The sequence below is a fragment of the Embleya sp. NPDC050493 genome, assembly GCF_044458105.1.
Taxonomy (GTDB): domain Bacteria; phylum Actinomycetota; class Actinomycetes; order Streptomycetales; family Streptomycetaceae; genus Embleya.
In genome coordinates, this window is the sequence record NZ_JBITHP010000004.1 from 226,522 (window position 1) to 250,930 (window position 24,409).

The 24,409-nt window shown below is 71.3% G+C and carries 24 protein-coding genes; 16 read left to right on the forward strand and 8 right to left on the reverse strand.

Annotated elements, in window-relative coordinates; all coding sequences use genetic code 11:
• The first annotated feature begins 142 nt into the window (after positions 1 to 142).
• On the forward strand, positions 143 to 1,015 hold the full coding sequence (locus tag ACIBM5_RS11065) for an alpha/beta fold hydrolase (RefSeq protein WP_396006552.1): 873 nt from the start codon (positions 143 to 145) through the stop codon (positions 1,013 to 1,015).
• A gap of 253 nt (positions 1,016 to 1,268) precedes the next feature.
• Entirely contained in the window at positions 1,269 to 1,709 is a 441-nt protein-coding gene (locus tag ACIBM5_RS11070) for a PaaI family thioesterase (protein ID WP_396006553.1), read from the forward strand.
• Between the two features lie 85 nt (positions 1,710 to 1,794).
• Here ACIBM5_RS11070 and ACIBM5_RS11075 read toward each other — a convergent pair whose 3' ends face one another.
• Positions 1,795 to 3,201, reverse strand: a complete 1,407-nt coding sequence (locus tag ACIBM5_RS11075) for an ATP-binding protein (RefSeq protein ID WP_396006554.1) — start codon at positions 3,199 to 3,201, stop codon at positions 1,795 to 1,797.
• The gene (locus tag ACIBM5_RS11080; protein ID WP_396006555.1) at positions 3,201 to 3,929 is read right to left on the reverse strand and encodes a response regulator transcription factor; all 729 of its coding nucleotides are present in this window, start codon (positions 3,927 to 3,929) and stop codon (positions 3,201 to 3,203) included. The genes ACIBM5_RS11075 and ACIBM5_RS11080 overlap by 1 nt, the downstream gene beginning before the upstream one ends.
• 359 nt (positions 3,930 to 4,288) lie before the next feature.
• On the opposite strand from ACIBM5_RS11080, the gene ACIBM5_RS11085 reads away from it, so the two are divergent.
• The gene (locus ACIBM5_RS11085) at positions 4,289 to 5,116 is read left to right on the forward strand and encodes an enoyl-CoA hydratase family protein (protein ID WP_396006556.1); all 828 of its coding nucleotides are present in this window, start codon (positions 4,289 to 4,291) and stop codon (positions 5,114 to 5,116) included.
• A 105-nt stretch (positions 5,117 to 5,221) separates the two neighbouring features.
• The gene (locus ACIBM5_RS11090) at positions 5,222 to 5,875 is read left to right on the forward strand and encodes an alpha-ketoglutarate-dependent dioxygenase AlkB family protein (protein WP_396006557.1); all 654 of its coding nucleotides are present in this window, start codon (positions 5,222 to 5,224) and stop codon (positions 5,873 to 5,875) included.
• 856 nt (positions 5,876 to 6,731) lie between these two features.
• Here the strand turns inward: ACIBM5_RS11090 and ACIBM5_RS11095 are convergent.
• A complete protein-coding gene (locus ACIBM5_RS11095; protein WP_391585026.1) occupies positions 6,732 to 7,295 on the reverse strand; it encodes a TetR/AcrR family transcriptional regulator in 564 nt (187 codons plus the stop codon).
• A 77-nt stretch (positions 7,296 to 7,372) separates the two neighbouring features.
• Here ACIBM5_RS11095 and ACIBM5_RS11100 point away from each other — a divergent pair, with 77 nt between their 5' ends.
• From ACIBM5_RS11100 to ACIBM5_RS11115, 4 genes are all read left to right on the forward strand, one after another.
• A complete protein-coding gene (locus ACIBM5_RS11100; protein ID WP_396006558.1) occupies positions 7,373 to 8,977 on the forward strand; it encodes a carboxyl transferase domain-containing protein in 1,605 nt (534 codons plus the stop codon).
• Positions 8,978 to 8,988: 11 nt separating this feature from the next.
• Entirely contained in the window at positions 8,989 to 11,058 is a 2,070-nt protein-coding gene (locus tag ACIBM5_RS11105; RefSeq protein ID WP_396006559.1) for an acetyl/propionyl/methylcrotonyl-CoA carboxylase subunit alpha, read from the forward strand.
• Entirely contained in the window at positions 11,055 to 12,047 is a 993-nt protein-coding gene (locus ACIBM5_RS11110) for a hydroxymethylglutaryl-CoA lyase (RefSeq protein WP_396006560.1), read from the forward strand. The genes ACIBM5_RS11105 and ACIBM5_RS11110 overlap by 4 nt, the downstream gene beginning before the upstream one ends.
• A 106-nt stretch (positions 12,048 to 12,153) precedes the next feature.
• Positions 12,154 to 13,314: an acyl-CoA dehydrogenase family protein gene (locus ACIBM5_RS11115; RefSeq protein ID WP_391585146.1), complete on the forward strand. Its 1,161-nt coding sequence runs from the start codon at positions 12,154 to 12,156 to the stop codon at positions 13,312 to 13,314.
• A 93-nt stretch (positions 13,315 to 13,407) separates the two neighbouring features.
• Here ACIBM5_RS11115 and ACIBM5_RS11120 read toward each other — a convergent pair whose 3' ends face one another.
• Both ACIBM5_RS11120 and ACIBM5_RS11125 read right to left on the reverse strand, forming a co-directional pair.
• Positions 13,408 to 13,641 carry a hypothetical protein gene (locus tag ACIBM5_RS11120; RefSeq protein WP_396006561.1) on the reverse strand — a complete coding sequence of 78 codons (234 nt, stop codon included), beginning with the start codon at positions 13,639 to 13,641 and terminating at the stop codon, positions 13,408 to 13,410.
• A complete protein-coding gene (locus ACIBM5_RS11125) occupies positions 13,641 to 13,967 on the reverse strand; it encodes a DUF6247 family protein (RefSeq protein ID WP_396006562.1) in 327 nt (108 codons plus the stop codon). The genes ACIBM5_RS11120 and ACIBM5_RS11125 overlap by 1 nt, the downstream gene beginning before the upstream one ends.
• Positions 13,968 to 14,187: 220 nt before the next feature.
• Here ACIBM5_RS11125 and ACIBM5_RS11130 point away from each other — a divergent pair, with 220 nt between their 5' ends.
• The gene (locus tag ACIBM5_RS11130; RefSeq protein WP_391585032.1) at positions 14,188 to 14,979 is read left to right on the forward strand and encodes an SDR family NAD(P)-dependent oxidoreductase; all 792 of its coding nucleotides are present in this window, start codon (positions 14,188 to 14,190) and stop codon (positions 14,977 to 14,979) included.
• Between the two features lie 240 nt (positions 14,980 to 15,219).
• Here ACIBM5_RS11130 and ACIBM5_RS11135 read toward each other — a convergent pair whose 3' ends face one another.
• The gene (locus tag ACIBM5_RS11135; protein ID WP_396006563.1) at positions 15,220 to 16,809 is read right to left on the reverse strand and encodes a PucR family transcriptional regulator; all 1,590 of its coding nucleotides are present in this window, start codon (positions 16,807 to 16,809) and stop codon (positions 15,220 to 15,222) included.
• A 340-nt stretch (positions 16,810 to 17,149) separates the two neighbouring features.
• On the opposite strand from ACIBM5_RS11135, the gene pruA reads away from it, so the two are divergent.
• From pruA to ACIBM5_RS11155, 4 genes are all read left to right on the forward strand, one after another.
• Positions 17,150 to 18,778: an L-glutamate gamma-semialdehyde dehydrogenase gene (pruA, locus tag ACIBM5_RS11140; protein ID WP_396006564.1), complete on the forward strand. Its 1,629-nt coding sequence runs from the start codon at positions 17,150 to 17,152 to the stop codon at positions 18,776 to 18,778.
• Between the two features lie 36 nt (positions 18,779 to 18,814).
• A complete protein-coding gene (locus ACIBM5_RS11145; RefSeq protein WP_396006565.1) occupies positions 18,815 to 19,744 on the forward strand; it encodes a proline dehydrogenase family protein in 930 nt (309 codons plus the stop codon).
• A gap of 225 nt (positions 19,745 to 19,969) precedes the next feature.
• Positions 19,970 to 20,209, forward strand: a complete 240-nt coding sequence (locus tag ACIBM5_RS11150; protein ID WP_396006566.1) for a type II toxin-antitoxin system HicA family toxin — start codon at positions 19,970 to 19,972, stop codon at positions 20,207 to 20,209.
• Positions 20,206 to 20,823 carry a hypothetical protein gene (locus ACIBM5_RS11155; protein ID WP_396006567.1) on the forward strand — a complete coding sequence of 206 codons (618 nt, stop codon included), beginning with the start codon at positions 20,206 to 20,208 and terminating at the stop codon, positions 20,821 to 20,823. Before ACIBM5_RS11150 ends, ACIBM5_RS11155 begins: the two co-directional genes overlap by 4 nt.
• Before the next feature lie 202 nt (positions 20,824 to 21,025).
• Here ACIBM5_RS11155 and ACIBM5_RS11160 read toward each other — a convergent pair whose 3' ends face one another.
• Both ACIBM5_RS11160 and ACIBM5_RS11165 read right to left on the reverse strand, forming a co-directional pair.
• On the reverse strand, positions 21,026 to 21,232 hold the full coding sequence (locus ACIBM5_RS11160; RefSeq protein WP_396006568.1) for a hypothetical protein: 207 nt from the start codon (positions 21,230 to 21,232) through the stop codon (positions 21,026 to 21,028).
• 353 nt (positions 21,233 to 21,585) lie between these two features.
• Positions 21,586 to 21,786, reverse strand: coding sequence for a hypothetical protein (locus tag ACIBM5_RS11165; protein WP_396006569.1), 201 nt, complete (start codon positions 21,784 to 21,786; stop codon positions 21,586 to 21,588).
• 176 nt (positions 21,787 to 21,962) lie between these two features.
• Here ACIBM5_RS11165 and ACIBM5_RS11170 point away from each other — a divergent pair, with 176 nt between their 5' ends.
• From ACIBM5_RS11170 to ACIBM5_RS11180, 3 genes are all read left to right on the forward strand, one after another.
• The gene (locus ACIBM5_RS11170) at positions 21,963 to 23,243 is read left to right on the forward strand and encodes a Twin-arginine translocation pathway signal (RefSeq protein WP_396006570.1); all 1,281 of its coding nucleotides are present in this window, start codon (positions 21,963 to 21,965) and stop codon (positions 23,241 to 23,243) included.
• 10 nt (positions 23,244 to 23,253) lie between these two features.
• Positions 23,254 to 23,547 carry a 4a-hydroxytetrahydrobiopterin dehydratase gene (locus tag ACIBM5_RS11175; protein ID WP_396006571.1) on the forward strand — a complete coding sequence of 98 codons (294 nt, stop codon included), beginning with the start codon at positions 23,254 to 23,256 and terminating at the stop codon, positions 23,545 to 23,547.
• Positions 23,548 to 23,819: 272 nt separating this feature from the next.
• Positions 23,820 to 24,386, forward strand: coding sequence for an HD family hydrolase (locus ACIBM5_RS11180; protein ID WP_396006767.1), 567 nt, complete (start codon positions 23,820 to 23,822; stop codon positions 24,384 to 24,386).
• Positions 24,387 to 24,409: the final 23 nt, after the last annotated feature.

A 24,409-nucleotide genomic window follows, 5' to 3' on the forward strand; every position in this document is an offset into this window, starting at 1 on the left:
CATGTGGCCGGACGGGGGCTGGCGCGGGACGGTCGTGGGATGCGAATCTCGCGTTCCGAGACGCCTATGCTGCCGGTCGGAAGACCGGCACAGCGCGGCACAGCGATCCGGAGGTCGAATGAACACCTCGGCGGGTAGGTCAGTGGGCGCGGAATCCGCGCAACCGTTCGTGGAGGCCGCCGAGATCCCGGCCGGGGGATGGGTCTTCAACGCCCGAGTGGCCGGTCCGGCGGACGGCCGACCGGTGTTGTTCCTGCACGGGTTCCCGCAGATGTCCGCCTCCTGGACGGCGCAACTCCTGGGCCTGGCCCGGGCCGGCTACCGGGCGATCGCGTTCGATCAGCGCGGCTACTCGCCGGGCGCCCGACCGCCCCAGGAATCGGCCTACGGGCGCGACGAGTTGGTCGGCGACGTGATTGCCGTGTTGGATGCGCTCGGCGTGCCCCGGGTGGATCTGGTCGGGCACGACTGGGGCGGCGCACTCGCGTGGCAGGTCGCGGGCCTGCGACCGGAGCGCTTGCGCACGCTGACCGTGGTGTCCACGCCGCACCCGGTCGCGTTCACCGCGGCGGTCCGCGACGATGCCACCGGTCAGCGGGAACAGTCCTCGTACATGCGGCTGTTCCGCACCCGCGGGGTGGCCGAGGAGAAGCTGCTGGCGGACGACGCGGCCTACCTGCGCGCGGTTCTCGCCTCGCTGCCGGCCGAGATCACCGAACGCTACCTCGCGGTCCTGCGCGAACCGGGCGCACTGACCGGGGCGTTGAACTGGTACCGGGCGATCGACCCGAAGGTGTTGCGCGACATCGGCGACATCGACGTCCCCACCCTCTACGTCTGGAGCGACCGGGACGTGGCCTTCGGTCGCGCCGCCGCCGAGGCCACCGCTGCCTCGGTGAGCGGTCCGTACCGCTTCGAGGTGCTCGCCGGCGTCGACCACTGGGTCCCGGAAAACGGCGCGGAGGCCCTTACCGGCCTGCTGCTGGAGCACCTGGCGGCCTTCGCGCAGGAGTGACGCGGATCGCGCCCGGGTGCGGTGGGCGCCGGGATGCGCTCCACCCGGGCCCACCGGCGGACCCGGCCGGGCCGCGTCACGGTCGGGAACGAGCGTCGAGGCGGGCCGTCCCGGTGCCGGCCACCGGGTGTCGTCATGGCGACCCGACCCGGGCCGACGAGAGCTGAGGCGCGGCGGCGGGGACGGTTCGGGCCGAACGAGGGTGCGGTGGTACCCCCGCCGACCTGTCGGTGACGTGGCGTTCACTGGGGGCATGGATATCGACGGGCAGCGCAGGCGGGGACCGTTCTGGGATGTGGTGGAGGGGCGGGTCACGCCGCCGCCTGCCGCGGTGTTGCTCGGGTGGGAACTGGTCGAGGTCGATCCGGAGGCCGGGACCATCGAGGTGGCGTTCGCCGCCGACGAGCGGTTCGTGAATCCCGTCGGGGTGATCCAGGGCGGGTTTCTGGCCGCGATGCTCGACGACACCCTGGGGCCGGCGCTGGTCGCCACGTTGCCGGCGGATCGGTTCGCACCGACGCTGGATCTGCACGTGCAGTTCCTGCGGCCCGCCCGCCCCGGACGGCTGCTGGGGCGCGGGCGGGTCGTGCAACGGGGCCGGGAAGTGTGCTTCCTGGCCGGTGAACTCGTCGGCGCGGACGGCAGACCCGTGGCCGTGGCGACCGCGACCGCACGCATCCAGGTGATTCGTTAGCGGCGACCGGTGATCGTTCGTCGGCGGCGACCCGTGATCGGCGGGAGCGGCGGGCCGGCCGGGGTCGGCCATGCCCGACGCGCGCTTACCCCGCCGTTCCCGGCAGTCGGACCCTGGCGATCGTGCCGGGCCCGTCGTCCGCCGGTTCCAGGGTCACCGTGCCGCCCGCGTCGGCGACCGTACGGGCCACGATGGCCAGGCCGAGGCCGGAGCCGGGCAGGCCGCGGGCGGCGGGCGCGCGCCAGAAGCGTTCGAAGACGTACGGGACGTCGTCGGCGGCGATGCCGGGTCCGTGGTCGCGCACGGTGAGTTCGCCGTCCACCAGTCGCACCTGCACGGATGCCTCGCTGCCGGAACCGCCGAACTTGAGCGCGTTGTCGAGCAGGTTGACCACCGCCCGCTCCAGCGCCGCGGGTTCGCCGCGTACGTACCAGGGCTCGATCTCCACCTCGATCCGCGCGTCCGGTGCGCGCAATCCGGCCCGCTCCACCGCCCGTTCGATCGCGGTGTGCAGCCCGGCGCTCGTGGTCGGTGGCGTGCCGGCCACGTGCTCCGGACGTGCCAGCGACAGCAGGTCGCCGACCAGGTCGGAGAGTTCGACCAGTTGCGCCTTGACGTTGCGCAGCAGACGCTCCTTGTCGGCGGGCGGGATCGGCCGCCCGGTCTGCTCGCTGCGCAGCAGCAGGTCGGTGTTGGTGCGCAACGACGTGAGCGGTGTGCGCAGTTCGTGTCCCGCGTCGGCGATCAAGCGCTGCTGGCGCAGCCGGGAGGCCTTGAGCGAGGCGGTCATCGCATTGAACGAGCGGCCCAGGCGCGCGATTTCGTCCTTGCCGGCGACCGGGATCACGGTGTCCAGATCCTCGGTGCGGGCCACGTGTTCGGCCGCCTCGGTGAGCCGGTCGACCGGCCTGAGCGCGGCCCGGGCCACCAACAGGCCCAGCGTCGCGGCGCCCAGGATACCGATCGCGCTCACCATCGCCAGCCACACGGCCAGGCTGTCCAGCGAACTCTCGATCTCGCCCAACGGCCGGGACACCGACACCGCCGTATCCCGGCTCACGTGTTGCGTCATCACCCGGACGTGCTTGCCGTCCCTGGTCGTCGCGTCGTGGAAGACGACCTTCCGGCCCTCCGCCGCGTTCGCCGCCGCGACCTCCTTGTCCGCCGCGCTCACCGGCACCGGGCCGACCGGGTCGGTCGCGGTGCCCAACTGGGTGCACGACCACCCGTCGGCCCGGATCACCTGGTAGGTCAACAGGCCGCGCTGGAACTGCGGTGCGGGGTGGGCGCAGATGTCGGAGATGGTGGAGCCGGGCCCGCCGCGCGGATTCAGGAACGGCGTCCCGGTGGTGGCCAGGGTGCGGTCCATCTGCTCGTGCAGCTGATTGCGCGTCAGCACCCAGCAGGTCACCGCGGCCGCCGCGACGGCCAGCGCGACGGCGAGCGCGGTGAGCAGCGCCAGGCGGGCGCGCAGCGGCAGGTGACGATGCATCAGGCCGGTGTCTCCGCCGCACGCAGTACGTAGCCGACGCCGCGCACGGTGTGCACCAGTCGGGGAAGCCCGCCCGCCTCGGTCTTGCGGCGCAGGTACATCACGTAGACGTCGAGCGAGTTGGACGCGGGTTCGAAGTCGAACCCCCAGACGTTGCGCAGGATCTGCTCCCGGGTCAGCACCTGGCGCGGGTGGGTGAGCAACAGCTCCAACAGGGAGTACTCCGTTCGGGTCAGATCGATCGGCCGACCGGCCCGGGTGACCCCGCGCGCGGCGGTGTCCATCCGCAGGTCGGCGAACACCAGCGCGTCGTCCACGGCCTCGCTCGGTCCGGACATCGCGCTGCGCCGCAGCAGCGCCCTTACCCGGGCCAGCAGTTCGTCCAGTTCGAACGGCTTCACCAGGTAGTCGTCCGCGCCCGCGTCGAGCCCGGTGACCCGGTCGCCGACCGCGTCGCGGGCGGTGAGCATCAGCACCGGAAGCGTGTCGCCCCGCGCGCGTAGTCGCCGGCACGCGGTCAGGCCGTCCATCCGCGGCATCAGGACGTCCAACAGCACCAGGTCCGGCTCGTCGCCGGCGATCGCGGTGAGCGCGGCCACGCCCTCGTCGGCGAGGGTGACCCGGTAGCCCTCGAAGCGCAGGCTGGATTCGAGCGCCTCGCGGACGGCGGGTTCGTCGTCGACGACGAGGATGTGCGGCGGCGTACCGGTGTCGGCGGCGGGCGTCATGGCGGCGACTCCTTGATTCGGCGGATCCGGGGGAACGATTACTGCGGGTGGCCCCACGGTCGCACGCGGATACCCTCCGTGTGGATTCGGCACAAAGCGTGTCGTCCCAATGTGCGTGCTCGACATGAAAGGAACATGAAAGCGACGCGGTTCGATCGAAGGTGAGCCGCTCGTGTGAGGATCTAGGACGTGTCTTCGATCGCCGGTCGGGCGTCGTGGTGCTCGGCGGGGGTCGAAGACACGCCCCCACGGCACCAGTATCGCGACGGGCAGGCATCGCCGGTCGCGGCGCTGGGCCTGAGCGCGGCCCGGGCCACCCCCGGCCGTCGCGCCGACCGCCCCGAACCCGGAGGAGAACCGTGGACGCCGAGCCGGTACGCAGCACCCCGAACGCCGAGCCGGGACACCCGACCCCGACCGACGACCCGGTGCGCATGAGCCTGGACGACGGTATCGCGACCATCACGCTGGATTCGCCCGCCAACCGCAACGCGCTCTCCGCGCGTCTGGTCGCCCGGCTGCGTCACCACCTGGCCGAGGCCGGCGTGGACGAGCGGGTGCGCGCGGTGGTGCTCACCCACACCGGACCGACCTTCTGCTCGGGCATGGACCTGCGCGAGGCCGCCGCGGGCGGCATGGCCCAGGGCGCGGAGCAACTGCTCGCGCTGCTGCGCCTGGTGGTGGAGGTACCGGTGCCGGTGGTCGCGCACCTGCGCGGCAACGCGCGGGCGGGCGGCATCGGTCTGGTCGGTGCCGCCGACCTGGCGATCGCGCCCGCGCAGGCCACCTTCGCCTTCACCGAGGCGCGTCTCGGGCTCAGCCCGGCGGTGATCTCGCTGACCACGGCGCCGCGGATGGACCCGCGCTCGGTGTCGCGGTACTTCCTCACCGGCGACGTGTTCGACGGTGTGGAGGCCGAGCGGATCGGTCTGCTCACCCGCGCGGTCGACGGCGTCGGCGGTGCGGACGACGCGGTCGAGGCGCTCGTCGCCTCGTTCCGACTGTGCTCGCGCCAGGGGCTGATCGAGTCGAAGAAGCTCACCACCGGCGCGGTCCGGGCCGGCTTCGACCGGGACGGCCGAGCCCTCGCGCAGCGCTCCGCCGAGTTGTTCGCCTCCGCGGACGCGACCGAGGGCATGGCGGCCTTCCGGGAGAAGCGCGCGCCGAAGTGGGTGAGCGGCGGGTGAGCGGTATGCGACCGGCCGAGTGCGGCGGACGGCGCGTCGGCCGGCCATCGGCGGGCGGCGCGCCGTGACTTGGCGTGACCCGTCTCGGGTGATGGGTTACCCGGGGTGAGCGACGGACTGTTCCCGCTGCCCCGGGAGCGGGCCGAGATCGCACCCGGGGCCTGGCACGTACCGGACTGGCTCTCGCTCGACGAGCAGCGCGAACTGGTGGTGGCGGCCCGGGCATGGGCCGCGCCGCCAGCCGGCATGGGGCGCGTGGTGATGCCCTCGGGTGGCGTGATGAGCGTGCGCAGCGTGTGTCTGGGGCTGCACTGGGAGCCGTATCGCTACAGCGAGCAACTGCCCACCGGGGAGCGGGTGAAGCCGTTTCCGCCGCTGCTCGGCGGGTTGGCCCGGCGGGCGGTGGCCGACGTGTACGGGTCGATCCCGACCGACCCGTACGACATCGGCCTGGTCAACTTCTACGACGCGGACGCGAAGATGGGGCTGCACCGGGACGCCGACGAGGACTCGCCGGCGCCGGTGGTGTCGCTGAGCATCGGCGACGCGTGCGTGTTCCGCTTCGGCAACACCGAGACGCGCACCCGTCCGTGGACGGACGTGGAACTGCTCGGCGGCGACCTGGTGGTGTTCGGCGGCCCGTCCCGGCTCGCCTACCACGGGGTGCCCAAAATCCGCCCGGGCACCGGGGATTCGGCCACCGGCCTGACCTCCGGCCGGCTCAACATCACCATCCGGGCGTCGGGTCGACGCGGCTGAGGGCCCGCACGCGACCGGATTCGGCTTCGGATCCGGTCGCGGCCGTCCCGGGCCCGACCGCCTCGGCACCGACGCCCGGCATCCGTCCAGGGGCCCGGCTCCCGCGCCGGCCCGAGGTGGTCGCGCCCGAACCCCGCGATCTCTTCCTGTGGGACGGGGTTGACGGATCACGCCCGGGAACGGAACTCTCGTACGAGTCACCGAACGGAGTCGGTCGATCACCCATCGGATTCCTCGGGGGTCCCGGGTCCACCACGAGGCATCGTCGCGGCCCGAACGGGACCGGCCGGGCGGGCCGTTGGGAGCGTCATGTCATCGCAACGCCGCCGGGTCGCTGCGCTCATCGCCTTGAGTGTCTCGCTCCTGGTGGCGTGCGGCGGGCCGTCCCGGTACCGGGCGGTGGTCTCCGCGTCGCCGGCGAGCGGCGCCGGACCGTGCGCGTCCGTCGCCCGCGGGGAGTTACCCGAGTGGGCGCGCGCGGGCCTCGCCCCGGGAGCGTCCGCCCCGCACGTGTTCGGCGCGCGCGGGGAGATCGTCGCGATACTGCTCGGCTATCCGTACTCGGCCCCGGCCCGGCCCGGTCGACCGAGCAGGATCCTGTGGGCGGCCCGCCCCGGCCCGGCCGACGACCGGCCGGGCCGAGCGCTGCGGATCGAGGCGACCCTGGTCGGCCGCGGCGACGTGGTCACCCGCGAGGTCGCGGACGGCCCGGGCCCGTCGAACATCGACCTGCCCGCGCCCGGCTGCTGGCACCTGGACCTGTCCTGGTCCGGCCGCACCGACGCGGTGGACATCCCGTACGAAGCCGGCCAGGTGTATTCACCCGTGAGGTTGGTGACACGGGCCGGGCCCGCGGCTACGGCGTGGCCGCCGCCGACAGTGCGCCCAGGGCCATGCGGCGCAACATCGGCGCCAGGATGCGCTGCGGGGTGCGCAGGGTGTGCGGGGTCGAGTTGATCAGGCCGAAGGCCGCATGCACCGCCGCCCGCGCCTCGCGGTCGTCGAACCGGCCCGGGTGGGCCTTGAGGGCGACCTCGACCCAGATCTCCACGTAGGCGCGCTGCACCCGGCGGATCCGGTGCCGTTCGGCCGTGGGCACCTGGTTGAGCGCGTGGTCGTGCAGCGTGATCAGGTCCGGGTGGCGCAGCGCGAAGTCGACCTGACCCTCGATCAGCGCCGCCAGCGCGTCCGCCGGGTCCTCGATCGCGGCCCGCTCCAGGCCCCGGGCCAGGAGTTTTTCGCTGATGTCGACCAGCAGCTCGGTCAGCATCGCCTCCTTGCCCCGGAAATGCTTGTACAGCGCGGGGCCGCTGATACCCACCGCCGCGCCGATGTCGTCCATGCCCACGCCCTGGTAGCCGCGCTCGGCGAACAGGCGGGCTGCCACCTGCAGGATCTGCTCTCGACGGCTCACGGTCATGTGTCCATGCTAGACACTCGGATTAACCGTGGTTAACCTCGGGGGCAGGTGAACGAAGGTTAACTTGAGGCGGTGTCATGGAGAGCGTGCTCGGCACAGCCGCCGACCCGGGGGCGAAGACGTACCGGGCCAACGCGGAAGCACACGAACGCGCGGTCGGCGAGCTGCGGGACCGGCTGGCGGCGACCGCCCTGGGCGGCGGCGAACGGGCCCGGGAGCGGCACACCGCGCGCGGCAAACTGCTGCCGCGCGACCGGGTGGAGGCGCTGCTCGACCCGGGGACGCCGTTCCTGGAGGTCGCGCCGCTGGCCGCCGACGGGATGTACGGCGGCGACGCGCCGGCGGCGGGCATCATCGCGGGCGTCGGCCGGGTGGCCGGGCGCGAATGCGTGATCGCGGCCAACGACGCGACCGTCAAGGGTGGCACGTACTACCCGATGACGGTCAAGAAGCACCTGCGGGCGCAGGAGATCGCGCTGGAGAACCGGCTTCCGTGTCTGTACCTGGTCGACTCCGGCGGCGCGTTCCTGCCGATGCAGGACGAGGTCTTCCCGGACCGGGACCACTTCGGCCGGATCTTCTACAACCAGGCGCAGATGAGCGCCAAGGGCATTCCGCAGATCTCCGCGGTGCTCGGCTCGTGCACCGCCGGCGGCGCGTACGTGCCGGCGATGAGTGACGAGACGGTGATCGTGCGCAATCAGGGCACGATCTTCCTCGGCGGCCCGCCGCTGGTGAAGGCCGCGACCGGCGAGGTGGTCAGCGCCGAGGAGCTGGGCGGCGGCGACGTGCACGCCCGGATCTCCGGCGTGGTCGACCACCTCGCGGCCGACGACAAGGACGCGCTGCGGATCGTCCGCGACATCGTCGGCACGCTCGGCGCCCGGCCGCAACTGCCGTGGGATGTACGCGAGGTCGAACCGCCGGCGGTCGATCCGGCCGGGCTCTACGGCGTGGTGCCGCCGGATGCGCGCACGCCCTACGACGTGCGCGAGGTGATCGCCCGGATCGTGGACGGCTCGCGCTTCCACGAGTTCAAGGGCGAGTACGGCACCACCCTGGTCACCGGGTTCGCCCGGATCCACGGCCACCCGGTGGGCATCGTCGCCAACAACGGCATCCTGTTCGCCGAATCCGCGGTCAAGGGCGCGCACTTCATCGAACTGTGCGACCAGCGCGGGGTGCCGCTGGTGTTCCTGCAGAACATCACCGGCTTCATGGTGGGCAAGGACTACGAGCACGGCGGCATCGCCAAGCACGGCGCCAAGATGGTCACCGCCGTGGCCACCACGCGCGTGCCCAAGTTGACCGTGGTGATCGGCGGCTCGCACGGCGCGGGCAACTACTCGATGTGCGGCCGCGCGTACAGTCCGCGTTTCCTGTGGATGTGGCCCACCGCCAAGATCTCGGTGATGGGCGGCGAGCAGGCCGCGACCGTGCTCGCCACCGTCAAGCGCGACCAGGTCGAGGCGAGCGGCGGAAGCTGGACCGGCGAGGAAGAGTTCAAGCAGCCGATCCGCGACCAGTACGAGCGGCAGGGCAACGCCTACTACGCGACCGCGCGGCTGTGGGACGACGGGATCATCGACCCGCTCGACACCCGCACCGTGCTGGGGCTCGCGCTGACGGCGTGCGGAAACGCGCCGCTGGCGCAGCCGCAATTCGGTCTGTTCCGGATGTGAGGGGTCACGACGTGTTCGAGGCTGTACTGGTCGCCAACCGAGGCGAGATCGCGGTCCGGGTGCTGCGCACGCTGCGCCGACTGGGCGTGCGTGCGATCACCGTGTACGGGCCGGGCGACGCCGACGCGCGGCACGTGCGCGAGGCGGACGTGGCCGTTGCGGTGCCCGGCTATCTGGACGGCGACGCGGTGGTCGCCGCGGCGCTGCGATCCGGTGCCCGGGCGATCCATCCGGGATACGGATTCCTCTCCGAGAACGCCGCGTTCGCCGCCGCCGTGGAGCGGGCCGGGCTGGTCTTCGTCGGACCCCCGGCGGGCGTGATCGAGCTGATGGGCGACAAGATCCGGGCCAAGGAGACGGTCGCGGCCTTCGGCGTGCCGGTGGTTCCGGGCGGCGGAGCGGCCGGCATGAGCGACGGCGAACTCGTCGACATCGCCCGCGAGATCGGGTTCCCGGTGCTGATCAAGCCGTCGGCGGGCGGCGGCGGCAAGGGCATGCGCCTGGTGCACGACGGCGCGCTGCTCGCGGACGAGATCGCGGCGGCCCGCCGGCAGGCCAAGGGCGCGTTCGGCGACGACACGTTGCTGATCGAGCGCTGGATCGAGAGGCCCCGGCACATCGAGATCCAGGTGCTCGCGGACACCCACGGCACGGTCGTGCATCTGGGCGAACGCGAGTGCAGCCTGCAGCGCAGGCACCAGAAGATCATCGAGGAGGCCCCGTCCGCTCTGCTGGACGCGGACACCCGGGCCGAGATGGGCGCCGCGGCCGTGCGCGCCGCGCGGGCCTGCGGCTATGTCAGCGCGGGCACCATCGAGTTCATCGTGCCGGCCGACGATCCCGGCTCGTTCTACTTCATGGAGATGAACACCCGTCTCCAGGTGGAGCACCCGGTGACCGAACTGGTCACCCGGGTCGACCTGGTGGAGAGCCAGCTGCGGATCGCCGCCGGCGCCGCGATCGGCAAGTCCGACGTGTCCATGCACGGCCACGCGGTCGAGGCGCGGATCTACGCCGAGGACCCCGATCGGGGCTTCCTGCCCACCGGCGGACGGGTGCTGACGGTGTGTGAGCCGGACCTGGAGGGCGTCCGGGTGGACTCCGGGCTGCGCGAGGGCGGCGAGGTCGGCAGCTCCTACGACCCGATGCTGGCCAAGGTGATCGCCTACGGCGAGGACCGTGCGACGGCGATCACCCGGCTGCGTGCGGCCCTCGCGCAGACCCGGGTGCTGGGCGTGACCACCAACCTCGGCTTCCTGTACCGCCTGTTGGGCGACCCGGCGGTGCTCGCGGGCGACCTGGACACCGGGCTGGTCGAGGCCCGGACGGACGACCTGACCGGGCATCCGGCGCCGCCGGAGGTGGCGGTCGCCGCGGCGCTCGCGGCGCGCGCCGAACGCAACACCGGCACCGGGTGGGTGGATCCGTTCTCGGCGCAGACCGGGTGGCGGGTCGGCGGGCCGGCCTGGGACACGCACGTGTTGCGGATCGGGCCGGGCGAGCCGATCGAGGTGCGGGTGCGCGGCGGTGAGGTCTCCGTGGACGGCGGCCCGCCGGTACCGGCGTCGGTGCAGGTCGTGCCCGGTGGGCTCGCGGTCGCGCACGACGGCCTGACCAAGCGCTTCGACTACGTCGCCGAGACGTCCGGGGTGCGCTGGCTCGCCTACGGGCCGGACACCTGGCGGGTCAGCGAGGTGGAGACCGTACGGGCCGAGGCGGCCGGCGGGGCGGCGGCCGGCGGCGCGCTGACCTCGCCGATGCCGGGCACGGTGACCGTGGTCAAGGCCGCGGTCGGGGACCGGGTCACCCGCGGCCAGACGGTGGTCGTGGTGGAGGCGATGAAGATGGAACACGCGCTGACCGCGCCCTTCGACGGCGTGGTCACCGAGATCGGCGCGCCGGCCGGTGCGTCGGTGGCGATGGATCAGACGCTGGCGGTGGTGACGCCGCAGGAGCCGTCGGCCGCGGACGGGAACGAGTCGGTGGAGGGGTCGGTCGCCGCGGCGCCGGGCGGGCCGGCTGCCGGGTCCTCGGATGCTCCGCTCGGCGGATCGCTCGACCTGGAGGCGAAGGCCCGATGACGCGACAGTTGCCGGACACCCACCGCGAACCCGGGCTGCCGGAGCGGGTGTTCATTCACGAGGTGGGTGCCCGCGACGGATTGCAGAACGAGTCCGGTGTGGTGCCCACCGAGGCCAAGGTCGAGTTCGTCCGCCGGCTGGCCCGCGCGGGGCTGGGCACGATCGAGGTGACCAGCTTCGTACCGCCCAAGTGGGTGCCACAACTCGCGGACGCCGCCGAGGTGTTCGCGGCGGTACAAGCGGACGCCGAGATCGCGACGGCGGATCGCCGGCTGCCCGTCCTGGTGCCCAACGAGCGCGGCCTCGATCGTGCGCTGGAACTGGGCGCGCGTCGGATCGCGGTGTTCGGCAGCGCCACCGAGACGTTCGCCCGGCGCAACCTCAACCGCACGGTGGCCGAATCGCTGGAGATGTTCCGTCCGGTGGTCGAGCGGGCCGGCGCCGCCGGCATCGATACGCGCGGCTACCTGTCCATGTGCTGGGGCGACCCGTGGGAGGGCCCGGTACCGCTCGACCAGGTGGTCCGGGTGGGCAAGGCCCTGGTCGAGATGGGCTGTTCGCAGCTCAGCCTGGGCGACACGATCGGCGTCGCCACGCCCGGACACGTCACCGCGCTGCTGACCGCCTTCGCCGAGGCCGGCGTGCCGGCCGAGAAGATCGCGGTGCACTTCCACGACAGCTACGGCCAGGCCCTGGCCAACACGCTCGCGGCGCTGCGCTTCGGAGTGACCACCGTGGATGCCTCGGCCGGCGGCCTGGGCGGCTGCCCGTACGCGGACAGCGCGACCGGCAACCTGGCCACCGAGGACCTGGTCTGGATGCTGCACGGCCTGGGCATCGAGACCGGCGTCGACCTGGGCGCGCTGGTCGCCACCAGCGTGTGGATGGCCGAACTGCTCGGCCGCCCCAGCCCCTCGCGCGCGGTTCAGGCGCTGGCGGGCAAGCGGGTGGACGCACACGGCCTGACGCTGACCGACCCGAACTCCTAGTACCACCCGGCTGCCCACCGGCGGCCGACCGACCCACCCCCATGGACCGGTGTCGCCACGAGCGCACCGAGCCGCCCCGCCACCGAATCCGGGAGCCTGCCCCATGTTGGACCACCGCCTCGACGACGAGTACGAGCAACTACGGCGAACCGTCGCCGAGTTCGCCAAGGACGTGATCGCGCCCGCGATCGGCGAGCTGTACGAGAAGCACGAGTTCCCGTACGCGATCGTGCGCGAGATGGGCCGGATGGGTCTGTTCGGGCTGCCGTTCCCGGAGGAGTACGGCGGCATGGGCGGCGACTACCTCGCACTCGGCCTGGTGCTGGAGGAACTGGCCCGGGTCGACTCCTCGGTCGCCATCACGCTGGAGGCGGCCGTCTCGCTGGGCGCGATGCCGATCCACCGGTTCGGCACCAAGGAGCAGAAGGAGACCTGGCTGCCCAAGCTGACCAGCGGCGAAATGCTCGGCGCCTTCGGCCTGACCGAGCCCGGCGGCGGCTCGGACGCCGGCGCCACCCGCACCACCGCACGCCTGGACGAGGCGACCGGGGAGTGGGTGATCAACGGCGGCAAGTGCTTCATCACCAACTCCGGCACCGACATCACCGGCTTCGTCACCGTCACCGCGGTCACCGGCACCAAGGGCGACGGTGGCAAGGAGATCAGCACGATCATCGTGCCCGCCGGCACCAAGGGCTTCACCGTCGCCCCGCCGTACTCCAAGGTCGGCTGGAACTGCTCGGACACCCGCGAACTGTCCTTCACCGACGTACGCGTGCCCGCCGAGAACCTGCTCGGCGAACGCGGCCGGGGCTACGCCCAGTTCCTGTCCATCCTGGACGAGGGCCGGGTGGCCATCGCGGCGCTGGCCACCGGGCTGGCCCAGGGATGCGTGGACGAATCGGTGCGCTACTCCGGCGAACGCGAGGCGTTCGGCCGGCCGATCGGCGCCAACCAGGCGATCGCCTTCAAGCTCGCCGACATGGAGATGCGCGCGCACAACTCCCGGTTGGCCTGGCGGCACGCGGCCTCGCTGCTGGTGCACGGCGAGCGATTCAAGAAGGAAGCCGCGCTGGCCAAGCTGTACAGCTCGGAAAGCGCGGTGGACAACGCCCGCGACGCCACCCAGATCCACGGCGGCTACGGCTTCATGAACGAATACCCGGTGGCCCGCTTCTGGCGCGACGCCAAGATCCTGGAAATCGGCGAGGGCACCAGCGAGGTGCAACGCATGCTGATCGCCCGGGAGTTGGGTCTGCCGCGCTAGTTCCACCGCGCAGGTGCCGGACGAGCCGATCGGGTTCGTCCGGCGCCTGCGGCCGAGCCGCAGTGCCGGGTCGTCGTGGTTGATCGGCCGGCGTCAACTGATCTGGACGATGGTGACGGTCACACACCGGTCCTCGATGACGAAGGTCGCGGTGCCCTCCACGCAGAAGGCGTACTCTCGCATGTTCGAGGACCTGGTCGGGGAACCGACGCGCCATGGGTCGGATGCGAGCCTGCCCACCATGTCGTAGTAGGCCTGCGCGGCGTGAGCCGGTGCGCCCTTGACCCACCTCTGCACGGTGTATGTGGACTCCACGCGGTAGCTCATCAGGGCCCTCCCCGCTCCACCTGATCCGCGGGCACGGTGTCGACGGGCAGGCCGGCCCTGAGCTTGCGCAGGGTTTCCTCGGTCTCCGGCCAGTCCGGGCTGCGGCGCATGCGTACCTCCGCCTGCCAGGGGCCCAGCATCTTGGCGAGGGGCTGCAGATCACCGTCGTCGCGAGCGGCGTCGAGAGCTGCTGCGTACTCGGCCTCGAACTCTTTGCGGAGTCCCGCGGGAAGTTCGGCCCGAATCTCGGCGGGGGTGGCGTGATGTGTCCCGCCGAAGCCGATCACGTGCTCGGGTTCGCGCGGGTCTGGGGTCTGCTCGTCCATACCCTCAGCGTGACAGCGCACCGACCGCGAACGACAGCCGGCGCACACGAACGGAGCACGCGCCGTGGTGTGCGCCCGGTTGCTCCGGGGGCATGCGTTCGGCGGCGGGGCGTGCGTCGTGGATTCCGGGTCGTGGGATTTCGGGTTCTGATGGTTGACCTAGTCCACTGTTGTGAGGATGGTGTCGGCAGGCAGTTGTCCGGAACCAGGGAGGGACGCCGTGGTCAAGCGGTTCGAGGGACGTAGGGCATTGATCACCGGGGCCAGCAGGGGTATCGGGGCGGCGTTGGCGGTGCGGCTCGCGGCCGAGGGTGCCGATGTGGCGGTGACCGCACGGACGTTGCGGCAGGGGAACCTGGCCGGGTCGTTGGAGCGGACCGAGACGCTGATAGCCCGGCACGGTCGGCGCAGCGCCGTGGTGGTGGCCGACCTGTCCGACGAGGCGCAACGGGCCAGGATCGTCCCGGCCGCCGAGGAGAGCCTCGGCGGGCCGATCGACATCCTGGTCAACAACGCGGCGATGGCCTCCTACGCGTCCTTGCGGGTGTATCCGCAGCGGCGTGCCCGGCTGCACTTCGAGGTGAACGTGCTCGCCCCGATGGAGTTGTGTCAGGCGGTGGTGCCGGCGATGGCCGGCCGAGGCGAGGGCTGGATCGTGAACGTGACCAGCGGCACCGCGCGGCCGTGGGCGGGGCCACCGTTCGAGTTGGGCGTGTTGGGCACCAAGACCGCGGTGTACGGGGCGTCCAAGGCCGCGTTGAACCGGATCACCAACGCGTTGGCCGCGGAGCTGTACGGGACCGGCATCCGGGTGAACACCATCGAGCCGCGCGCCGCGGTGCTCAGCGAGGGTGCCGAAGAACTGGTCGGCGGGCAGTTGCGGCCCGATCAGATCGAGACCATGGACCAGATGGTCTCCGCCACGCTCGAACTGTGCGACGGCCCGGCGTCGCGCACCGGGGGCGAGTACGTGAGCCTGGACCTGCTGGCCGAACTGGGCATCCGAGTCTGAGCGTTCCGCCACGGGGTGGCCGCGGCCGACCACCGGTTCGGCCCCACCGACCCGGGCTCACGGCTCGTTGACCGGGCCGATCGCGTCCCGAACCACGTGCGCTGCGCCACGTGCACCGAGTCACGTGCACCGAACCGACCGCAACCCACGCTTCGTTCGTCGAACGGACCGGCACCCCCCGGCCCGTTCCCCGGAGCGACCGTTCACCGAAGGCCCCACCGCCCCGACCACCGCGCGCCCTCAATCCGGCAGCCGCAGCAACAGCGCGGCGAGCAGACGGGTCTTGGGGTCGGCCCAGTCCAGGCCGGTGAGTTCGCCGGCCCGGCGAATCCGGTAGCGCAGCGTGTTGGGGTGGATGTGCAGCCCCGCGGCGGCGGCCCGCACGTCGCCCAGCGCATCCAGCCAGGCCAGCACCGAGTTCGCGTACTCCGTGTCGTGCTCGGCGTCGTGCGCCCGCAGCGCGATCAGCCGGGGGTCGCGGATCTGCCGCTGATCGGTCAGCAGCGCCTGGACCTCGCCGTACAACACCTCCGGGCGCACCTCGGACAGCGCCGCCACCTCGGCCGACACTCCGCCGGCCGCCATCGCGTCCAGGACCCGATCGGCCGACTCCCGGGCCGCCACCGCGCGGGCCAGGCTCGGCGCCGGATCGCCCACCGCGCCGCGCACGGTGAGGCCCAGGTGCCCGTGCGCGGCCTCGGCGATCTCGTGTGCCCAACCGAGCGCCACCGATTCGGCCGGCGGCGCGGACAGCAGTACGTACAGCCGCGGGCCCAGCGGCGCGACCTGCGCGTGGCTGTGCCGGGCCGCCGCGTACACCGAGACCAGGTTGGCCAACTCGGTCCTGGCCAGTTCCTGGGACGACTCGTCCGGCGTGCTCGCCCGTACCGCGAAGCCGAGGACCAGCACCGGCCGCACCGGATCCAGAGCCAACTGCGCGGCGGCGGTCCGGGCCGCGACCGCGCCGGTGAGCAGACCCGCGACGCTCTCCCGGGTCACGCCGGCCTCGGCGGGCAGCCGGGTACGTCGCCGGACCAGGTGCAGGGCGGCCACCCGTGCCGCGCCGAGCAGCACCTCCTCGGCCCGCTCGGCGAGCGGCTGCCGACCCTCCTGGACCCAGATCGTGCCCAGCCAACGCCCGCCCGCATGCACGCCGACCGCAAGCCGGCGGCGGATGCCCAGGTCCGGGCGCTCCTCGACGGCGACCACCTCGGTCGTGCTGCGCAGTCGGTGGAAGACGCCCCAGTCGCGCAGCCGGGCCATGTACTCCTCCGGCCCCTGCCAGCCCAGGATGGACAACCGGCGCAGTTCGTCCGCCTCGTCCGGCCCGGTCGCGCGCGAGTAGGCGAGCACCCGGTTGGCGCTGTCCTCGATGCTCACTCCGCCGCCGGTGAGCATCGCGGTGGTCTGGGCGAGCGAGAACAGGTCGCCGCCGTCCGGGGGTTCGGCGTCCGGCCGTTCGTCCAACGCGGCGTGCGCGAGGGCGGCGACCTGCTCCCAGCGGGCCTCCGGGCGCACCGAGAGCAGCACCACGCCGGCCGCGTCGGCCACTTCGCGCAGCGCCGCGTGTTCGCCCTTGACCGCGACCGCCACCGCGCCGGCCGCGCCCGCCGCCCGGACCGTGCCCGCCGCCGCCCGGCCGCGCAGGCCGACCACCAGGAGCAGGTCGCCCGGCATCGCGTGCGGCTCCTCCTCGGGGTCGAGGATCGACACGTGCCGGACCAGGCCCTCCAGGCCGCCGCCGGCCGTGGCCACCCGGACCGGGCCGTCGCCGACCGGGCCGCCGAGAGCGGCCAGCAGTTCGCGGAGTGGGACGCCGCTTTCGGGCACGTGCGGCCCCTTCGTGGATGTTGGCCGATGAGCCAAGCGGGAAGTTTCGAGTTTAACCGATCGGATAAACACCCGGAGTCACGTCCGGCCTACCGTTGAGCACGGGATCCACGCCCGAATCGCTCGCGGATCAGGCATTCGGCAGCGCGCCGGACACCTGACCGGCGGGCCGCCGGACACCACTCCCGCACCGCCGGACACCTCGACCGCCGGGCCGGCGCACCACCGGCGCCCCGGACCGCCGGACCGCGGCACCACCCGGGCCGCCGACGACCCGGATCGCCGCACCGTCGGACACCCGGATCGCCGCACACCCAGATCACCGAACAGGAGCGCCGTTTTGGACGCTGTGACCCAGGTCCCCGCCCCGGTCAACGAGCCGGTACACGACTACGCCCCCGGCACGCCCGCGCGGGCCCGCCTCGAAGCGAAGCTCAAGGAACTGGCCGCGGCCCCGATCGACCTCCCGATGACGATCGGCGGCGAGCGCCGGATGGGTTCCGGCGAGCGCGGCCACGTGGTCCAGCCGCACAACCACGCCGCCCGCCTGGGCACCTTCGCGCACGCCGGCACCCAGGACGCCCGGGACGCGATCGACGCCGCCCTGGCCGCCGCGCCCGCGTGGGCCGACCTGTCCTTCGACGACCGCGCCGCGATCTTCCTCAAGGCCGCCGACCTGCTCGCCGGCCCGTGGCGCGAGACGCTCGCCGCCGCGACCATGCTGGGCCAGGGCAAGAACGCGCAGCAGGCCGAGATCGACTCGTCCTGCGAGCTGATCGACTTCTGGCGCTTCAACGTGCACTTCGCCCGCCGGGTGCTGGCCGAGCAGCCGATCAGCAGCCCGGGCGTGTGGAACCGGACGGACCACCGGCCGCTGGAGGGCTTCGTCTACGCGATCACCCCGTTCAACTTCACCGCCATCGCGGGCAACCTGCCCACGGCACCGGCGCTGATGGGCAACGTGGTGGTCTGGAAGCCCTCGCCCACCCAGACCTTCTCGGCCGTACTGCTGATGCGCCTGCTCGAAGAGGCCGGGCTCCCGGCCGGCGTGATCAACCTGGTCACCGGCGACGGGATCGCGGTCTCCGAGGTCGCGCTCGAGCACCCCGCGCTCGCGGGCATCCACTTCACCGGCTCCACCGCCACCTTCCAGCACCTGTGGCGCACGGTGGGTGAGAACATCGCCCGCTACCGCACCTATCCGCGGATCGTCGGCGAGACCGGCGGCAAGGACTTCGTGGTCGCGCACCCCAGCGCCGACCACGACGTGCTGCGGACCGCGCTGGTGCGCGGCGCGTTCGAGTACCAGGGGCAGAAGTGCTCGGCCGCCTCGCGCGCCTACATCCCGCGCTCGATCTGGGAGAGCGGCTTCAAGGACGACTTCCTGGCCACCGTCGACGGTCTGTCGATGGGCGACCCCACCGACCTGAGCCACTTCCTGGGCGCGGTCATCGACGAGCGCGCGTTCGCCAAGAACAAGGCCGCGATCGACCGCGCGCACGCCGACGACACGGTCGAGGTCGTCGCGGGCGGCAGCTACGACGACAGCGTCGGCTGGTTCGTCCGGCCCACCGTGCTGGTCTCGGCGAACCCCGACCACGAGATCTTCAAGGACGAGTACTTCGGCCCGATCCTGGCCGTGCACGTCTACGAGGACGACGCGTACGAGGCGATGCTCACCCAGATGGAGTCGGTGTCCGCATACGGCTTGACCGGCGCGATCATCGCGCAGGACCGCGAGGTCATCGCGCACACGGCGCACGTGCTGCGCTTCGCGGCGGGCAACTTCTACATCAACGACCGGCCCACCGGCGCGGTGGTGGGTCAGCAGCCGTTCGGCGGCGGGCGCGCGTCCGGCACCAACGACAAGGCCGGCGCGATGCAGAACCTGATGCGCTGGACCAGCTCGCGCTCGATCAAGGAGACGTTCGTCCCGGCGACGGACCACCGCTACCCGCACATGGGCTGACCCACCCTCACCCCACCGGTACTTCGGGAGAAGAAGATGCTCCGCAGCCCCATCCTCGCGGCGGCCCGCTCGCCGCGGACCCGCTCGCTGGTCGAGCACCTGCCGCCGACCCGGGCGATCGTGGACCGCTTCGTGGCGGGCGACGTGCTCGCGGACGCGATCCGGGTGACCCGCGAACTGGTCGACACCGGACGCAAGGTGACGCTCGATCACCTGGGCGAGGACACCACGGACCGGTCCCGGGCCGACGCGACGGTGGACGCGTACGAGGCGCTGCTCGACACCCTCGGCGCGACCGGGCTCGCGCGCAGCGCCGAGGTGTCGGTCAAGCTCTCCGCCGTCGGGCAGTTTTTGCCCGGCGACGGTGAGCGGATCGCGCTGGACAACGCTCGGCGGATCTGCGTGGCCGCCGCGCGGGTGGGCACCACGGTCACCCTGGACATGGAGGACCACACCACGACCGACTCGACGCTGGGCATCCTGCGCGAGTTGCGCGCGGACTTCCCGTGGGTGGGCGCGGTGCTCCAGGCCTATCTGCACCGCACCGAGCAGGACTGCCGGGACCTGGCCCACGAGGGCTCGCGGGTACGGCTGTGCAAGGGCGCCTACCAGGAGCCGGAGTCGGTCGCGTTCCAGGACAAGGGCGACGTGGACCGCTCGTATGTGCGGTGCCTGCGGATCCTGATGGGGGGCGCCGGCTACCCCATGGTGGCCTCGCACGACCCGCGCCTGATCGCCATCGCGCGACACCTGGCGGACCTGGCCGGCCGGGCGCCGGGCAGCTTCGAGTTCCAGATGTTGTACGGGATCCGCCCGGAGGAGCAGGCCCGGATCGTCGAGCGCGGCGACCTGATGCGGATCTACCTCCCGTACGGCGCCGAGTGGTACGGCTACTTCATGCGACGCCTCGCCGAACGCCCGGCCAACCTGACCTTCTTCCTGCGAGCGATGGCCACGAAGAGCTAGCACCCGGATGCCCCCCAAGCGCCGGACGGACCCACCAGGCCCGTCCGGCGCTCGCGCGTCCGGAGGCGGCTCGGCTCGGTTGCACCGTCGGCATCGCGCCTTCGAGTGAACAATGCCCTTCTCCCGGCAAACACCCGAACGCCCTGCTTGACTCACCTGTCGTGAACTTCTCGACACCGGGAACTCGCCTGATCATCCGCGGCCCCCTCACCACATGGACGGCGAGTGCCCAATCCGTTCCCTTCGCTCAAAGCTGCGCAGATACTGAAGATCCTCTTCGGTCTCGGCTACGTCGTGGCTCGCCAAAACGGCTCGCACCGTAGACTCAAGACGGAAGGAATGCCTCCGCTTACGTTCGCCTTCCACGACGGCGAGAGTTTGGCACCCGGAGTGGTCCGCGACATCCTGGTGAAGCAGGTAGGTCTGAGCGAGAACGATGCACTGAAGGCGGTGGGCGCGAAATGAGCGAACTCTTCCACCTGATCATTCGGGATACCCAGACCGGTTTTTACGCGACGTCACCCCAGGCACCCGGTTTCATGCTGGGCCGATCGACCCTCGACGAATTGCGCGCGGACCTGCTCGACGCCTTGGCCTTCCATTTCGAAGAGGCCCGCCCGCTCGAAATCGTGGAGCATCACGAACGCCTGCACGACCTCGAAGCAGGCGAACTCGTCACGCGCTTGGCAACGGACAAGCACCACGGCGAGCGGTTGGAGGTCTACACCCGCATCGCCACCGCTCTTCAGGTCCCCGAGCATGTCCCCGAACTTCTGGGTGGGATCCGCAACAAAGTGGGCGAGGTCGTCTACGTCTGTGCTGTTTCCTCGGACACGCTCGATTGGCTGTTCACCCAGCTGGATGAGCAGGGTGATGCATTCTCCGTCGCGATTGCCATCTCGGAACCTTTCCTGATGACATTTCCCCTCTCCGTCGGACCGGAAGACGAGGCCGGCGGCGCCCGGGAGTCCGTCACCATCGGATCTCGTGGCTACACCAAGGACACGACGTTGGCCGAGATCATGAAGCGCACGGCCATCGTGAGCCCGGTGAATTCCATGGCCAAGGTGGCCTGCTGAGCAAGCACGAACCACGAACGCCCCTGTCATCGACCCGTGACAGGGGCATTCGTGTTCCGTAACCCACCCGAAGCGATCCGCACGGGCGACTCCGACGGGCTGGAAGTATCGAGTCGGCCGAGCCCACCACGGAAGCGTTGCCGAAGAGGGGCTTCCGCGCCCGGCCGCGCGAGGGGTGAACCGCTCCGGCCGGCGCCGCCATTCAGACCGGCCGGGTGATGGTGCCGCCCTTGTACATCTCGGCGGCGGGCGCGGTGACCGTCTCCCGTGCTCGGATGCCGTGTTCGTATTCGACCATCCACCGGGCGCCGTCGTGCCAGATCCTGGTGATGGTGCCGAGGTGGTGGTCGCGGGGGCCGAGCTTGCGCCACAGGTGGTCGCCGACCGACCAGGGGGGTTGGGCGGACATGAGCGCTCCTCGGATGCGGAAGGTGATGGCGGGGGGTGTCGAGCGCTGGGCGACACGACCCTGGGGTGGTGGTGCCTCGTCCGTGTGGCTCGGCTCCGGCACGACCGGGCCCGGCCGAGAGCGGCGCCGCCGCGTGTTCGGTGGCGGTTTGGGCGAGGCCGGCGGGGGCCCAGCGGCCGTGGGGTGGTTGGTGCACGACCACCGGGTCGGTGGCCTTGCCCGGCCGAGCGTGCGGGGGTCTTCAGGCGCCCGGCCGGGCAAGGGGTGGGGACCCGGCCCCGCGGCCTCGCCGAAGGCCGGGGACCGGGTGCCGCCCGCCGGAAACGGTCGGGACGGGCGGCATCGGGCGAGGCTCAGCCGCCCGAGTCCGGGACACCACCGGCGATCGGCGGGGTGGGGAACGTACGCATCAGATGCATCCGCGACTCGTGCACCAGGGTGGTGAGTTCCGCACGCGTCACGTCGAGGGGGTCGCGACCTGGTGCGGTGATCCGGATCGGGTGGTCCGGGTCACCAGAGGAGTTGACGGTGATTTTCGGTGTTTCGATGCTCATCACGCGTGCTCCCACCTGGCAGGTCGATCCGGACGTGACGATCATCGCGAGGAACGCCATGCAGATTGATGTCGCTGTCGATGGCAAACCGATGGCATTTCCACACCGATCCCGCGACCCCTGACCGCGGGGGTGGATAGCGTGGTGCCATCGTCGCCGCATATCTGGGGACCGCCATGGCGATCAATCGCTCACCGAACCTTCGCCTGCGCGCGGTCCGCGAGGACCAATGGAAGCAGTCCCGAGCCGAGTTCGCCCGGGAACTCCAGGCCAAGGCAGACGAGATGGGCGAACGACAGATCTCCGTCGATGCCCGACTGATCGCCCGCTGGGAAGACGGCGACACCACACGGCCCCGACCGATCTACCGGCGCGTCCTCGTCGCTTTGACAGGACTGACCGAAGCCGAGCTCGGCATCGGCCCCAAACGCCCCGAAGCGCCATCACAATGCCCGTCGCCGCTGCTTAGCGTGGAGCCCGTGGACCGAAGGCAATTCCTCGCCGCCTCAACTCTTCCCCTCGCCACCTTCGGCGCCGGGCCATCCGGTCGATGCGTGGATCCCGCGATAGTCGACTACTTCCACGAGCAGTTGGACGGGCACTATCGCGCCGACGTCATGCTGGGTCCGCATCACCTGGTCCCCACCGTGATTGTCCAATACCAGCTCATCGTCAAGCTTCTGAACCAGGCGAGCGGAGAGGTCAGGCGACCCCTCCTCCAGGTCGCCGCAGCCTACTGTGGCCTGGTGACCTGGCTGTATCAGGACACCGGTGACCTCAGGCAGGCGACCGCGTGGGCGAACCAAACCCTGGAGCTCGCGCATCGCGCCGGAGACACGCAACTCGTGAGCCACGCCCTGACCAACAAGGCGATGGTTGCGATGGACACGGGTGACGGGCGTGCCACGGTGGAGTTGTCGTCGTCGGCTCTCCGTGACGGGCGACGGCTGTGTCCGAAAGTGCGGGTACAAGCCATGCAACAGGCTGCCCACGGCCACGCAATGCTCGGCAACCGAGCAGAAGCCGACGCTTTCCTCGATGGAGCGGCCAAGCTCCTCGGGCGTGTGGACGACGATTATCCCTGGGGGAACGCGTGCCGCCGCACGGAAGATTACGTCGAAATCCAGCGCGCGACCTGCTACAGCCGGCTCCACGTGGGTGTGGAGGCGACCGTTCTGTGGGAACAGGTGTTGAGTGCCCTGCCGCCGACATCGCGCCGCGATGGCGGGGTCTTCCTCGCTCGCCAGGCGTCCGCGCTCGCGGATCAGCGGCGCCTGCCAGAGAGTGTCGATGCTCTCGTCGGCGCGGTCCGGGTCGCCCATGAGACCGCGTCGGCGCGCCTGCACGGCGAAGTCGAGGCCGCGTGGCGGCAACTGGCCCCCTGGCACCACGAGCCTGAAGTAAGGCAGGCTGAGCAGCTCGTGGCCGACCTGGCCGGCCGGCCGGCAAACGGCTGAGGAGAACTTCATGGGCAAGCGGACACCCCTCGACGCAGCCGAGGTGGCGGCGAAACTCGCGGCTCGGGAGGGGTGGTCCGGGGACACGACGCGCATCGCCAAGGTCTATGCCGTCGACTATCACGACGGTGTGCGGTTGATCGTCGAGGTCGCCGAGATCGCCAAGGAACTGGAGCACCACCCCGACGTCGAACTGCACTGGCAGGAACTGCGCTTCAGCATGACCACCTACTCCGCAGGTGGAGTGGTGACCGAACTCGACTTCAAGCTCGCCGACGCCATCGACGCAATCGTCAAGGGGTAGACCGGCGGGACCCGCCCATTGCAGCGGTACCCGTTGGCCACTTGCTTGCCGACCTGCAGCGACTGCTCCAGTCCGGTGCATCGCCGACCGCCCTCGACCGGCATCGGATACGACATCGTGGATGCATGGCCGACTGCGAACGGGTGGATGTCCTGTTGGATGGTGGGACGTTGTCTGCGCAAGCCCGGCGCGAGTTGGACGCCGTTCGCTATGCGATCCGCCTGTCGCAGACGTAGAACACAGGTGAGGGGCACCGGGTGGGCGACGACGGCATGAACAGCGTGGCGAATTTCCTCTTCGAGGCGGGCACGCTCAAGAACCACAAGCGCACCGGATGGTGGATTGCCGGCGTCAAGGACCCGGAGTCGGTCGCCGAACACTCATGGCGCGCCGCGCTCCTTGCCTCGATCATTGCCGAACTGGAAGGCGCCGACCCGGCGAAGGCCGCGCTCCTGAGCGTGTGGCACGACACCGGCGAGACCCGCACCGGGGATCTCGCGCACATCAGTCAGAAGTACGTCGGCAAGGGTGACGCCGAGCGGATCGCCGCCGACCAATCGCTGGGAATGCCTGCGGGGTTGGGCGCGCTGATGCGGTCGATCATCGGCGAGTACGAGGCCCGTGAAACCACCGAGGCGATCTGTGCCGGTGACGCCGACAAGTTGGAATGCCTCGTGCAGGCCTTGGAGTACCGCGACCAGGGCCACGTGAACGTCGATCGCTGGATCACCAACAGTCGGCAACGAATCCGAACCGAGTCCGCGAAGCGCCTCGCCGAGGAACTCTTGCGTACCGGCAGTCTCACCTGGCTGCGAAACGCCATGGGTGAAACCGAGTAGCGCAAGCACAGGTGCACACCGGT

Bases quoted from the DNA above. Each gene is read 5' to 3' on its own strand.
- ACIBM5_RS11070 (WP_396006553.1), top strand. From the start codon at position 1,269: ATGGATATCGACGGGCAGCGCAGGCGGGGACCGTTCTGGGATGTGGTG.
- ACIBM5_RS11075 (WP_396006554.1), bottom strand. From the start codon at position 3,201: ATGCATCGTCACCTGCCGCTGCGCGCCCGCCTGGCGCTGCTCACCGCG.
- ACIBM5_RS11080 (WP_396006555.1), bottom strand. From the start codon at position 3,929: ATGACGCCCGCCGCCGACACCGGTACGCCGCCGCACATCCTCGTCGTC.
- ACIBM5_RS11095 (WP_391585026.1), bottom strand. From the start codon at position 7,295: ATGACCGTGAGCCGTCGAGAGCAGATCCTGCAGGTGGCAGCCCGCCTG.
- ACIBM5_RS11100 (WP_396006558.1), top strand. From the start codon at position 7,373: ATGGAGAGCGTGCTCGGCACAGCCGCCGACCCGGGGGCGAAGACGTAC.
- ACIBM5_RS11110 (WP_396006560.1), top strand. From the start codon at position 11,055: ATGACGCGACAGTTGCCGGACACCCACCGCGAACCCGGGCTGCCGGAG.
- ACIBM5_RS11120 (WP_396006561.1), bottom strand. From the start codon at position 13,641: ATGAGCTACCGCGTGGAGTCCACATACACCGTGCAGAGGTGGGTCAAG.
- ACIBM5_RS11125 (WP_396006562.1), bottom strand. From the start codon at position 13,967: ATGGACGAGCAGACCCCAGACCCGCGCGAACCCGAGCACGTGATCGGC.
- ACIBM5_RS11145 (WP_396006565.1), top strand. From the start codon at position 18,815: ATGCTCCGCAGCCCCATCCTCGCGGCGGCCCGCTCGCCGCGGACCCGC.
- ACIBM5_RS11155 (WP_396006567.1), top strand. From the start codon at position 20,206: ATGAGCGAACTCTTCCACCTGATCATTCGGGATACCCAGACCGGTTTT.
- ACIBM5_RS11160 (WP_396006568.1), bottom strand. From the start codon at position 21,232: ATGTCCGCCCAACCCCCCTGGTCGGTCGGCGACCACCTGTGGCGCAAG.
- ACIBM5_RS11165 (WP_396006569.1), bottom strand. From the start codon at position 21,786: ATGAGCATCGAAACACCGAAAATCACCGTCAACTCCTCTGGTGACCCG.
- ACIBM5_RS11170 (WP_396006570.1), top strand. From the start codon at position 21,963: ATGGCGATCAATCGCTCACCGAACCTTCGCCTGCGCGCGGTCCGCGAG.
- ACIBM5_RS11175 (WP_396006571.1), top strand. From the start codon at position 23,254: ATGGGCAAGCGGACACCCCTCGACGCAGCCGAGGTGGCGGCGAAACTC.
- ACIBM5_RS11180 (WP_396006767.1), top strand. From the start codon at position 23,820: ATGAACAGCGTGGCGAATTTCCTCTTCGAGGCGGGCACGCTCAAGAAC.